This window comes from Marinobacter shunpengi, from assembly GCF_045449695.1.
GTDB lineage: Bacteria > Pseudomonadota > Gammaproteobacteria > Pseudomonadales > Oleiphilaceae > Marinobacter.
This window is the reverse complement of sequence record NZ_JBJJKZ010000013.1, coordinates 375,248-387,115: the sequence shown is the minus strand read 5'-3', so window position 1 is coordinate 387,115 and position 11,868 is coordinate 375,248. Positions and strand designations below refer to the sequence as shown.

General features: G+C 62.2%; 13 protein-coding genes. All 13 read right to left on the bottom strand.

The genetic code is table 11. The features are described from left to right. Window positions 1–244 precede the first annotated feature (244 nt). A complete protein-coding gene (locus ACJO2E_RS10975; protein WP_406963912.1) occupies window positions 245–1,138 on the bottom strand; it encodes a hypothetical protein in 894 nt (297 codons plus the stop codon). A 222-nt stretch (window positions 1,139–1,360) separates the two neighbouring features. Further along, complete coding sequence (locus ACJO2E_RS10970) at window positions 1,361–1,942, bottom strand: HupE/UreJ family protein (RefSeq protein WP_406963911.1); 582 nt, start codon at window positions 1,940–1,942, stop codon at window positions 1,361–1,363. A gap of 40 nt (window positions 1,943–1,982) precedes the next feature. Next, a complete protein-coding gene (ureG, locus tag ACJO2E_RS10965; RefSeq protein ID WP_406963910.1) occupies window positions 1,983–2,621 on the bottom strand; it encodes an urease accessory protein UreG in 639 nt (212 codons plus the stop codon). 171 nt (window positions 2,622–2,792) lie between these two features. Then, window positions 2,793–3,500, bottom strand: coding sequence for an urease accessory protein UreF (locus ACJO2E_RS10960; protein ID WP_406963909.1), 708 nt, complete (start codon window positions 3,498–3,500; stop codon window positions 2,793–2,795). Continuing rightward, complete coding sequence (gene ureE, locus ACJO2E_RS10955; RefSeq protein ID WP_406963908.1) at window positions 3,472–3,999, bottom strand: urease accessory protein UreE; 528 nt, start codon at window positions 3,997–3,999, stop codon at window positions 3,472–3,474. The genes ACJO2E_RS10960 and ureE overlap by 29 nt, the downstream gene beginning before the upstream one ends. 11 nt (window positions 4,000–4,010) lie before the next feature. Then, window positions 4,011–5,714, bottom strand: coding sequence for an urease subunit alpha (gene ureC, locus ACJO2E_RS10950; RefSeq protein ID WP_406963907.1), 1,704 nt, complete (start codon window positions 5,712–5,714; stop codon window positions 4,011–4,013). Window positions 5,715–5,876: 162 nt separating this feature from the next. Beyond that, window positions 5,877–6,182: an urease subunit beta gene (locus ACJO2E_RS10945; protein ID WP_406963906.1), complete on the bottom strand. Its 306-nt coding sequence runs from the start codon at window positions 6,180–6,182 to the stop codon at window positions 5,877–5,879. Between the two features lie 10 nt (window positions 6,183–6,192). Continuing rightward, the gene (gene ureA, locus ACJO2E_RS10940; RefSeq protein ID WP_406963905.1) at window positions 6,193–6,495 is read right to left on the bottom strand and encodes an urease subunit gamma; all 303 of its coding nucleotides are present in this window, start codon (window positions 6,493–6,495) and stop codon (window positions 6,193–6,195) included. A gap of 194 nt (window positions 6,496–6,689) precedes the next feature. Further along, entirely contained in the window at window positions 6,690–7,586 is an 897-nt protein-coding gene (locus tag ACJO2E_RS10935) for an urease accessory protein UreD (protein ID WP_406963904.1), read from the bottom strand. Then, entirely contained in the window at window positions 7,583–8,281 is a 699-nt protein-coding gene (gene urtE / locus ACJO2E_RS10930) for an urea ABC transporter ATP-binding subunit UrtE (protein ID WP_406963903.1), read from the bottom strand. Before urtE ends, ACJO2E_RS10935 begins: the two co-directional genes overlap by 4 nt. Next, the gene (urtD, locus tag ACJO2E_RS10925) at window positions 8,282–9,106 is read right to left on the bottom strand and encodes an urea ABC transporter ATP-binding protein UrtD (protein ID WP_406963902.1); all 825 of its coding nucleotides are present in this window, start codon (window positions 9,104–9,106) and stop codon (window positions 8,282–8,284) included. Next, window positions 9,103–10,230, bottom strand: coding sequence for an urea ABC transporter permease subunit UrtC (urtC, locus tag ACJO2E_RS10920; protein WP_406963901.1), 1,128 nt, complete (start codon window positions 10,228–10,230; stop codon window positions 9,103–9,105). The genes urtD and urtC overlap by 4 nt, the downstream gene beginning before the upstream one ends. A gap of 4 nt (window positions 10,231–10,234) precedes the next feature. Continuing rightward, entirely contained in the window at window positions 10,235–11,836 is a 1,602-nt protein-coding gene (urtB, locus tag ACJO2E_RS10915; RefSeq protein WP_406963900.1) for an urea ABC transporter permease subunit UrtB, read from the bottom strand. Between the last annotated feature and the right edge of the window lie 32 nt (window positions 11,837–11,868).

Genomic DNA, 11,868 nt, shown 5'->3' with positions numbered 1-11,868 from the left:
CATTTATTGCTTCAGGACTAGGAAAGACCCGTCCCAGCAGTGTCAGGACGGACAGAATCGAAAACAAGCTTGTCCCGGCGACCTACCAAACACCTGAAATCCTCAAACCCGCCTAGGCCAGCCTCGACATTGGGGGGCAGAACGCTCGTCTGTCTTAACAGATCCATTGTGAATACAAGACTATGCCACCCCAAAATCTGCCGGGATCAGACGTTAAGATAAATTTCAGCGCCTCATTGAGGCATCAACCTTCGATACGAAGGCTTCCTTCAGGTGTGGTTTCAAGCTTTTTCAGAAGCTGGATTTCCAGGATTTCATTGGCCATCAACTCTTCCTTAAGAATGATCAATGAGTCGTGGGCAAAAACGTTGAGACCTTCAAGGTCCTTCGTCAGAACCTTTTCTTTTAAGCTTCCAAGCAGCGAAGCGTTTTTTTCTTTTGACTGCTCAACGGGAGGTAATTCCTGGCGCGCCTTTACCTGCAAGTCATACGGGATGTAGCTAAGGAAATCCGACTTTCTGCCCTCAACACCAAACGTACGCATCAACTCAGCTTTGACTTCTTCTTCGTGGTACTCGGGAACGACACCGTCTTGAAGTACTGACACGTAGAATATGTTTAGCTCTTTGATCGTTTCAGCAAGGCTGGTCAATTGATGGAGCAAGTAGCCAGGAAACCTGAGATCCTTGTTTCTCTTTAGATGATTGGTGACCGCAATCATATCGTATTGCAATGCGTAGGATATTCCGCGATCAATTCCAGTTCTCAGGCGGTGACTATCCACAAAGTAGTTGATTGAGTTTGACAGGAACAGAATCTCATTCTGGCCTTTAATAATATCAAGGTCGTCAGTTATTTTTTGGCTGATCACCTTGAACTGATTTTCCCTGAAACTTAAAGGCAGACTCAGGCCATTTTTCACAATATCCAGATCCTTGTTCAGTTGGACATGCTTACCGACTTGTGGCCTTTCATCACCCTCATCCAACAGCGAAACAGCGATCTGGGAGGCCTTTCGAGACATAGGTTTTGCGATCTCAATGATCTGCTTACCTTTAGTCATCAATTTTCTTCCAGTATCGGTCTGACTAAACCTCTGGATTGCTTCTTCCGCTAGCTGAGCCAACAACGGGTTCATTATTCTCTCCATCACTAGTACCAAGTTCATGTTTCAGGAAGGCCAGTCCTAGACACCGCCTGTGCCTGATATCATATAGTTGCACCACTTTAGGCCATGTATTCATTCGAGTCTGAAAAAAATTGTAAAACGGCAATCGATTTATAGCTTTAGCACCACAAAAAAACCCGCCCCAGCAAAGCCAGGACGGGCCAAAACCTCTAAACCGGTTTTCCCAGGCGATCACCCCACCATCAGATAACCACCCACAGCAGCCAGGCCAGCACCCACACCACGGGCAACCCGGTTATCCGCCTTCATCAGCAGAGCCCCCAGGCCACGACCCGCAAAGGTAATGCCCAGAGTGGCGATGGAGAACCCCGCCAGATAGGCCGCCAACATCGCGCCAGAAGGCATTTCCGTACCATGGGCATAGCCATGGAACACCATAAAGGCCATCACCAGTGCCGCGCCTACGGCGGTGGGCAGTTTGGCCATGGCCGCAATCAGGATGCCGGCGACGATGACGGACAGGACGATACCGGTCTCAACGCCCGGCAGGGCGATGCCGGCGAAGGCGATGCCGGCGCCCAGGATCATGCCGCCCACCACGAACAGCGGGGTGGCGTTTTTCATGACGTTGCCCTGGCGGACGCTCCAGAAGCCGATGGCGGCCATGGCCAGCAGGTGGTCCAGGCCCAGCAGCGGGTGCAGCAGACCGCTTGTGAAGCCGCTGGTGCCGTGGTCGTGGCCCGGGTGGGCGACGGCGGCGGTGGCGGTCAGCAGCAGGGCGGCGGTGGTGAGCAGTTTGGTGGTCAGTTTCATGGTTTACTCCTGGTTATCTGAATTCGTGTCCCGGTTTCGCTTATGCGCTTTCGGCCTGCTTGTTGGGACGTCTCTCGGGCAACATGCCTCGCTCCAGAATGAAGCTGATGATGGTTTCCAGCCCTACCCCGTCGTACAGGTTGGTGAAGACGAAGGGGCGTTCGCCGCGCATTTTCTTGCTGTCGCGGTCCATAACGTCGAGGGAGGCGTGGACCTGTTCGGCGATGTCGATTTTGTTGATGATGAGCATGTCGGATTTGGTGATGCCGGGGCCGCCTTTGCGGGGGATCTTGTCGCCGGCAGAGACGTCGATGACGTACAGGGTGAGGTCGCTCAGTTCGGGGCTGAAGGTGGCGCTGAGGTTGTCGCCGCCGGATTCGACCAGGACGAGTTCGAGGTTTGGGTGGCGGCTCTGGAGGTCGTCGATGGCCGCGAGGTTCATGGAGGCGTCCTCGCGGATGGCGGTGTGGGGGCAGCCGCCGGTTTCTACGCCCAGGATTCGGTCGGCTGACAGGGCCTCGTGTTTCAGGAGGAAGTCGGCGTCTTCTCTGGTGTAGATGTCGTTGGTGACGACGGCGATGTCGTAGTGATCACGCAGGGCGAGGCACAGTTGGCGCAGCAGTGCGGTTTTACCGGAGCCTACCGGGCCCCCTACTCCTACTCTCAGGCAATGTTTCATTTCAATATCCTCATCGGTTCAAACTCCGAGGGAAGGCGCATGATCGGGGACGCTTTCCGGGACACGCCGTGAATCCGTCCATGGAGGCTCTTCAAAAACGTCCCTGTTTTTGAAGGTCCCGGAAAGCGTCCCCGACCACGCGCCGCCATCTGCGGAGTTGTAGTCATGTGATTAACTCCGAAATAACCGGGAGTACTGTGTTTCGTGTAAGGCACTGGCCAGGGCCAGGCCCGGTAATATCGGTCCGAGTTCGTCGTCGGTTCGCGCCAGGGCGTTGTCGACGGCGTTGACCAGTTGCGGCCGTAGCTGTTCGGTCAGGCGTTGGGCCGCTGTGTGGCCTAGCGGCAGGGCCTTGCAGGCGACGGCGAGCTGGTTTTCCAGCCAGGCCCAGGCGAAGCCGAGCAGGGTCTGGCGGACCGGGACGTTTCGTTTGTGGGCGCACCAGGCGAACAGGGTGACGTAGCCCGGGGTGGCCGGCAGCAGGTCCCGTTCCGGGGCCAGTTCCAGGTTGCGCAGCAGGGTTAGCAGCGCGGTGCCCAGGCGGGTGTCTTCGTCCACCAGTTCGGCGGTTTCCCGGGTGGCGTGCAGCCACTGGTTCCAGTGGTTAATAGTCGCCGTGTCTTCTTCGGCCCAGGCCTGTTGCAGTCGGGTCAGCAGGGGCAGTTCACAGCGGCTGAGGCCGTCGTCGAGGACGCCTTCCAGCCAGTCGCCCAGTTCTGTCTCGTTGTTGACCCAGCCCAGTTCGAAGGCGCTTTCCAGGCCCTGGGACCAGGCGAAGGCGCCGATGGGCAAAGCCGGGCTGACCAGTTGCATCAGGCCCAGCAGGGCCAGGTCGGCCTGTGGGTCGGTCTCAGTGTGCATGGCTATGGCCGTGTTCATGGCTGTGGTCGTGGTTATGGCCGTGGCTGTGTCCATGGTTGTGGCCGTCGCGGCCCGCCTTGTCGTAGGCGCCGGGTTCGGGGTCGAAGGGGGCCTGGTGGTGTTCCAGTTTCGCGCCCAGGCGTTCGGCCAGTTCTTCCAGTACGTGGTCCGGTGGGAAGCGGACCCAGCCTTTGCCGTCGCCCTCCACACCGATGGCCAGTTGCACGTGGCGGTTGCCCAGGTGGTAGCAGAGTTTGGCCAGGGGCAGGCCCGCGTCGATGTGAGCGGTTACTACCGGCTCGTCCGCTGCTTTGACGCGGATGATTTCACCGGTGTCGGCTTGCAGGCAGTCGCCGCTGCGCAGGACCGGGCCGCGGTCGAGGAACAGGCCGACGTCGTGGCCGGTGTCGGTGGTGGCCCGTAGGCGGCCACGGATGCGTAGTTCCAGCGGCAGCGTGAGGGTGTCGTGGATTTCCGCCTGTTCCATGGGTTCGATGCGTTGTGTCAGTTCCAGCATGGTGTCATTCCTCAGAACAGGTGGTAGCGCTGGGCCAGGGGCAGTTCGGTGGCGGGCTCGCAGGTGAGCAGTTCGCCATCGGCGTGCACTTCGTAGGTCTGCGGATCCACGGTCAGGTGCGGGCAGGCGTCGTTGAGTTTGAGGTCGCCCTTGCGCACGGTGCGGACGTTTTTGCAGGCGGAGAGCATACTGCGCAGGCCCAGTTCCTTGCCGATGCCGGCATCAAAAGCGGCCTGGCTGACGAAGCTGAGCCGGGTCTGGCTGGCGGCGCGGCCGAAAGCGCCGAACATGGGGCGATAGTGGACCGGTTGCGGTGTGGGGATGGAGGCGTTGGGGTCGCCCATCGGTGCCGCCGCGATCATGCCGCCCTTGATGATGGTGGACGGTTTGGTGCCGAAGAAGGCGGGCTTCCACAGTACCAGGTCCGCCAGTTTGCCCACTTCGATGGAGCCTACGTCGTGGGCGATGCCGTGGGTGATGGCCGGGTTGATGGTGTACTTGGCGATGTAGCGTTTGGCGCGGAAGTTGTCGGCGCCCCGCTCTTCGTCCTCCGGCAGCAGGCCGCGCTGGACTTTCATTTTGTGGGCGGTCTGCCAGGTGCGGCACACCACTTCGCCCACCCGGCCCATGGCCTGGGAGTCGGAGGCGATCATGGAGATCACGCCCATGTCCTGCAGGATGTCTTCGGCGGCGATGGTTTCGCGGCGGATGCGGCTGTCGGCGAAGGCCACGTCTTCCGGAATGTTGGGATCCAGGTGGTGGCAGACCATGAGCATGTCCAGGTGCTCGTCGATGGTGTTGACGGTGTAGGGCCGTGTGGGGTTGGTGGACGACGGCAGTACGTAGTCCTTGGCGCACGCGGTGATGATGTCCGGTGCGTGGCCGCCGCCGGCGCCTTCGGTGTGGTAGGTGTGGATGCAGCGTTCCTTGAAGGCGGCCAGGGTGTCTTCCACGAAGCCGGACTCGTTAAGGGTGTCGGTGTGGATGGCGATCTGGACGTCGTATTTGTCCGCCACGGTCAGGCAGTTGTCGATGGACGCGGGGGTGGTGCCCCAGTCTTCGTGGAGCTTGAGGCCCATGGCGCCGTACTTGAGCTGCAACTCCAGGGACTCGGGCAGGCTGGCGTTGCCCTTGCCGAGGAAGCCAATGTTCATGGGCATGTCGTCGACGGCCTGGAGCATTTTGCCGATGTGCCAGGGGCCGGGGGTGCAGGTGGTGGCGTTGGTGCCGGTGGCCGGGCCGGTGCCACCGCCGAGCATGGTGGTGATGCCGCTCATCAGGGCTTCGTCGATCTGCTGGGGGCAGATGAAGTGGATGTGGGCGTCGATGCCGCCGGCGGTGAGGATTTTGCCTTCACCGGCGATGACTTCGGTGCCGGGGCCGATGACGATCTGGACGTCGGGCTGGGTGTCGGGGTTGCCGGCCTTGCCGATGGCGGCGATGCGGCCCTGCTGGATGCCGACGTCGGCTTTGACGATGCCCCACCAATCGAGGATCAGGGCGTTGGTGATGACCGTGTCCATGACGGTTTCATCGGCCCGCTGGCTCTGGCCCATGCCATCCCGGATGACTTTGCCGCCGCCGAATTTCACTTCGTCGCCGTAGTGGGTGGCGTCGCTTTCGACTTCGATCCACAGTTCGGTGTCGCCCAGGCGGATGCGGTCCCCGGTGGTGGGGCCGTACATGTCGGCGTAGGCCTGTCTGCTGATTTTCATGTTAATGCCTCGCTTTCTGGATTCCGGGGGAAGGAGCCGATCGGGTAAGGCTTTCCGGGACACGCCGTGGATACGTCCCTGTAGGCTCTTCGAAAACGTCCATATTTTCGAAGGTCCCGGAAAGCCTTACCCGACCGTCTCCCCTGAATTTGGTTGCAAGCCTCACAGCTTTCCCATTACGTCGCCTCGGAAACCGTAAATAGTGCGATCGCCGGAGTATGGGATAAGCGTCACTTCGCGAGTCTGGCCGGGTTCAAACCGGATGGCGGTGCCGGCGGCTACGTCGAGGCGATAGCCTTTGGCCTTGTCGCGATCAAACCGGAGCGCCGGGTTGGTTTCGGCGAAGTGGTAGTGGGAGCCGACCTGGATCGGGCGGTCGCCGGTGTTGGCGACGTCGACGGTGATGCGTTCGCGGCCGGCACAGAGTTCGATGTCGCGGTCTTTGAGTTGGTATTCGCCGGGTATCATCTGCGTCTCCTTAAACGATCGGGTTATGGACCGTGACCAGTTTGGTGCCGTCCGGGAAGGTGGCTTCCACCTGCACTTCGTCCACCATTTCCGCCACGCCTTCCATCACGTCGTCACGGGTGAGCACTTCGCGGCCGGCGCTCATCATGTCGGCGACGCTGCGGCCTTCCCGGGCGCCTTCCATGATTTCGGCGCTGATGAGGGCGACGGCTTCCGGGTAGTTGAGTTTCAGGCCCTTAGCCTTGCGTCGTTCCGCCAGCAGGGCGGCGGTGAAGAGCAGTAGCTTGTCTTTGTCTCTGGGTGTCAGTTCCATCGTTTTGCTCCGATGATTGCAATGTTCTTTGTTTACTCCCTCTCCCCTGGAGGGAGAGGGTTGGGGAGAGGGGGAGACTCCCACTCCGGAGTTGGCTATCTTGGGCGCCTTTGGCGCCTCCCCCTCTCCCTGGCCCTCTCCCTCGTTGGGGAGAGGGGATGGTGTTTCAGACGCTCTGCCATGCCCGCTACCTGCTATGTCAGCCAGATTCTTGGCACATGGGCTGGCTGGCCGGTCAGTTTTGGTCTTAGTATTTCCCAGGCCTGTTGGCAGATGGCCCAGGCTTCGTTGCGTTCGTTGCCCAGGTAGCGCAATAGCAGCACTCCGCCGCGCCGGGTGACGGCCCAGCGGGGGTTGTCCGGGAGTTCTTCCCGCAGGTGTTCGATGGCGTTCGCCTCGTCTTCCAGCCCTACGGTCCACAGGGTGGCCTGGACGGTATGGCCGCCCTGGCCCCATTTGCCTTTGAAGCGGCGGTGTTTGGGGTCGAGGGTCTGGCGTTCCTGCCAGACGGGCACGCCGTCGCGGGTCAGGTGGAAGCGTTGTTCCAGTTGGCCGGTGGCGAAGGGCAGTTCGCTGGCCGGGCGGCCGAGGGCCAGGATTTCCCAGCCGATGCATTGGCTGCGGGAGCCCATCTCGATGGTGGTGGTCTGGGTGCCCCGGGAGCCGTCGAAGGCGAGGGTTTCCTGGGGCAGGTATTCCAGGGTGCCGCCGTCTTCCACCGTCAGTTTTGTGTGCTGGGCCCAGGCGACGCCGTTGCGGTCGGCCTTGTAGAGTTTGGCGGCGGCCGGTGTGGTCAGCAGGGCGTGGGCGCCGGTGCCGACGATGGCGTTGATGTGCAGGGCGTCGCCGCTGACCAGTCCGCCCGGGGGGTGTAGCAGGTAGACGTGGCAGCAGCCGTGGCGCCCCTCCGGGTAGAAGGGGCGCTGCACCCGCAGCGGGCCGCTGTGTCTTGCCGTGGCCATGCGGGTGACCGGGCGGCCGTCCTGTTGCCGGCCTTCGAAGCCCAGTTCCAGGCGGGCAGCCCAGAGGCGGCCCTGGTCGAAGCGGTGGCCGGAGTCGGCCTGTTCTGGCATCGGCTGGTAGATGGTCATACCGTCAGGTATTGCTTGATGAGTTCGTCGGACAGCTCGCCGATCTCGCCTTCGGCCATGCGGCGGCCCCGGTCGAGGATGGCGAAGCGGTCGGCGTATTTGCGGGCGAAGGGCAGTTTCTGCTCCACCAGCAGGACGGTCAGGCCGTCTTCCGCGATCAGTTTGCGGATGACCTCGCCGATCTGGGCGACGATGTTGGGCTGGATGCCCTCCCCCGGTTCGTCCAGGATCAGCAGCCTTGGCTCGATGACCAGGGCGCGGCCGATGGCCAGCTGCTGTTGCTGGCCGCCGGAGAGGTCACCGCCGCGGCGGTTTTTCATTTCCTTGAGCACCGGGAACAGTTCGTAGATGCGCTCGGGGATGGCTTTCTGGCCGTCACCCCGGGCGGCGAGGCCGGTGCGCAGGTTTTCTTCCACGGTGAGCAGCGGGAAGATCTGCCGGCCCTGGGGTACGTAGCCGATGCCCAGGCGGGCCCGCTGTTCCAGGGGTTGTTTGATAAGGTCCAGTTCATCAGCAAAGCGGATGCTGCCGCTCTCCACTTTTTCCTCACCCATGATGCATTTCATCAGGGTGGTCTTGCCCACGCCATTGCGGCCCATCACGCAGGTGCACTGGCCCTGGGGGACGTCCAGGTCCAGGTCCCAGAGGGTGTGGCTTTCGCCGTAGTACTGGTTCAGTTTCTCGATCTGCAACATTCAGGCTTCCTCCCCCAGGTAGACCTTGATCACTTCCGGGTCGTTGGAGACCTGGTCCATGGTGCCTTCCGCCAGCACGCTGCCCTGGTGCAGTACGGTCACCTTGCGGGCGATGGAGCGGACAAAGCCCATGTCATGTTCAACGACCACCACGGACTGTTTGCCCGCCAGGCTGGTGAGCAGGTCGGCGGTGCGTTCCATTTCCTGTTCGGTCATGCCGGCCACGGGCTCGTCCACCAGCAGCAGGCGCGGGCGCTGCATCAGCAGCATGCCGATTTCCAGCCACTGTTTCTGGCCGTGGGATAGGATGCCGGCGGGCTGGTTGCGCAGGTCCTGCAGGTGGATGGTTTCCAGCACTTCGTCGATGCGCTCCCGGTGTTCCGGTTTCATGGTGGCGGTCAGGGTCGGAAACACCCGCTTGTCTGCCGCCATGGCCAGTTCCAGGTTCTCGAATACGGTCAGCGCCTCGAATACCGTGGGCTTCTGGAACTTGCGGCCGATGCCCAGACTGGCGATGTCCGGCTCGTTCATGTGCAGCAGGTTGTGGCGGCTGCCGAACCAGACGGAGCCGGTGTCAGGCCGGGTCTTGCCGGTGATGATGTCCATCATGGTGGTCTTGCCGGCGCCGTTGGGGCCGATGATGCAGCGCAGCTCGCCGTCGTCGATGGTCAGGTTGAGGTTGTTGATGGCCCTGAAGCCGTCAAAGCTGACGTTGACGTCTTCCATATACAGGATCGGGCCGTGGCGCACGTCCACCGGGGAGTCGGTGGGCGTGAGGAAGGTGAAGACCTGATCCCGGTTGGCCAGTTCGGTCATGATGCTCATGCGGTGACCTCCGCCGTGGAATCGTTTGAAGGTGTGTCGTCAGCCTTGCGCCGGCGCTTTTTCAGCAGCCCGGCAATGCCCTGGGGCAGGAACACGGTGACCAGTACAAACAGCGCGCCGAGGGCGAACAGCCAGGCGTCGGGCATGATGCCGGTGAACACGGTCTTGGCGTAGTTCACCAGGATGGCACCGATAACCGCGCCGTAGAGGGTGGCGCGTCCGCCCAGGGCGACCCATACCACGATCTCGATGGAGAACAGGGGCGAGAATTCGCTGGGGTTGATGATGCCCACCTGGGGCACGTACAGCGCCCCGGCCACGCCCGCCAGCATGGCGGAGACCACGAACACGAACAGTTGCACCCGCTCCACCCGGTAACCCAGGAAGCGGGTGCGGGCCTCAGCGTCGCGGCAAGCCACGCTGACCCGGCCCAGTTTGCTGGTGACGATGCCCCGGCACACCAGGTAACCGATGGCCAGGGCGATACCGGTAGCGATGAACAGGCCCAGCCGGGCCGCATCGGTGCGCAGGTTGAAGCCGAGGATGTCGCGGAAGTCGGTCAGGCCGTTGTTGCCGCCGAAGCCCATCTCGTTACGGAAGAAGGCCAGCATCAGGGCGAAGGTGAGTGCCTGGGTGATGATCGACAGGTACACGCCGGTCACCCGGGAGCGGAACGCCAGCCAGCCGAATACCAGGGCCAGGGCACCCGGCACCAGCAGCACCATGGCGAAGGCGAACCAGGCCATGTCGAAGCCGTACCAGTACCAGGGCAGCTCCTGCCAGTTCAGGAACACCATGAAGTCCGGCAGGATGGGATCGCCGTAGGTGCCCCGGTCGCCGATCTGGCGCATCAGGTACATGCCCATGGCGTAGCCGCCCAGGGCAAAGAAGGCGCCATGGCCCAGGCTGAGGATACCCAGGTAGCCCCATACCAGGTCCACGGCCACCGCCAGCAGGGCGTAACAAAGGTACTTGCCCAGCAGGGTGACGGTGTAGGCGCTGACGTGCAGCGCGTGCCCTTCCGGCAGGGCCAGGTGCAGCACGCTCACCACCAGCAGTGCCATGAAGAGGATTCCGAGGAACAGCTGCGTCGAGCGTTCCTGCAGAGGTCTGGTTAGCCACATGATATTACGCCTCTGCCGCGCGGCCCTTTTGAGGGAACAATCCCTTCGGCCGTTTCTGGATAAACAGGATGATGAACACCAGCACGATGATCTTGGCCAGGACGGCGCCCGCCCACGGCTCCAGCAACTGGTTGATGGTGCCCAGTGACAGGCCCGCGACCAGGGTGCCCCACAGGTTGCCGACACCGCCGAACACCACCACCATGAACGAGTCGATGATGTAGTTCTGGCCCAGGTTGGGGCCCACGTTGGTGAGCTGTGACAGGGCCACGCCCGCCAGCCCGGCCACGCCGGAGCCCAGGGCGAAGGTCATGATGTCGACGCGGGTGGCCTTGATGCCCATGGAGCGGGCCATGGCCCGGTTCTGGGTGACGGCGCGCACTTCCAGCCCCAGGCGGGTGCGGCGCATGATCAGCATCAGCGCGGCGAACACCACCAGGGCGAAGCCCAGCACATACATGCGGTTGAGGGTCAGCGACAGGGCGTCGTTGATCACCAGAGAGCCGCTCATCCATTCCGGGCTGACCACGGTGCGGTTCTGGGGGGAGATCGCAGTACGCACCAGTTGCTGCAGGATCAGGCTGATGCCGAAGGTGGCCAGCAGGGTTTCCAGCGGACGGCCCTTGAGGAACTGGATAACGCTGCGCTCGATGGCGATACCCGCCAGCGCGGCGACAAGGAAGCCGGCCGGGATGGACAGGATCAGCGCCAGGCCAGGCTGACCCGGCAGCAGTTGCTGCATGCCCCAGGTGGTGTAGGCACCCAGCATAATGAGTTCGCCGTGGGCCATGTTGATCACGCCCATCACACCGAAGGTGATGGCCAGGCCGATGGCGGCGAGGACAAGGACGGAACCCAGGGACAGGCCGAAGTAGAGGGTTTCGGCGGCCTTGTTCATCTTCAGTTTCTGCTCGATAGAGCCCAGGGCCTTTTCCGCCGGGGCCCTGAGTGCGGGATTTTCCGAGGCGACGGCGCTATTGAGCGCGGCCCGGGAGCGGGGGTGCAGGCTACCGGCCAGCACGTCGACCGCTGCCACACTGCCCTGCTCTTCCACCTGGTAGATGGCCACGGCCTGTTCCAGGCGGTTGCGGATGTCGACGTTCGGTTCCTCGTCAATACGGGCGGTGACGGCTTCCACGATAGCGTCATCCACCTTGCCCAGCAGGTCCTGGGCGGCGGTTTCACGAGTCTCCACATTGTTGGCGTACAGGTCCATCATCGCCATGACGCCTTCCAGTTGCTGGCGGATGGCGTTATTGACGGCGATCCGGTCCAGATCCCGACGGGACATTTCCCCCAGGTTCTCGCCAGTGACGGCGTCGGCCACTTCCCAGTCACGGCCACGGTTGTTGAGTACGATCACGATTTGGCCGGTGTCTTCCACCCGGCTCAGGCGATTGTTGCCGTAGGCGTCCAGCCAGTCGCGGGCCCGCTCATGGCCGCTGGTGGCGATGGCCTTGATGACGGCCTCGGTCTCGCGGGGGGAGGCATCGGCCAGCTGCTCCAGCAGCGCCTCGGCGGAGGTGTCCTGCTGGGCCGAGGCGGTTACCGCCGGCAGGGTCAGCAGGACGATAAGGAGGAGTGTGAGCCATCGGGGGATGCTCATGGTGTCTTCCTGTCTGGTGTCTGGGTGAATGG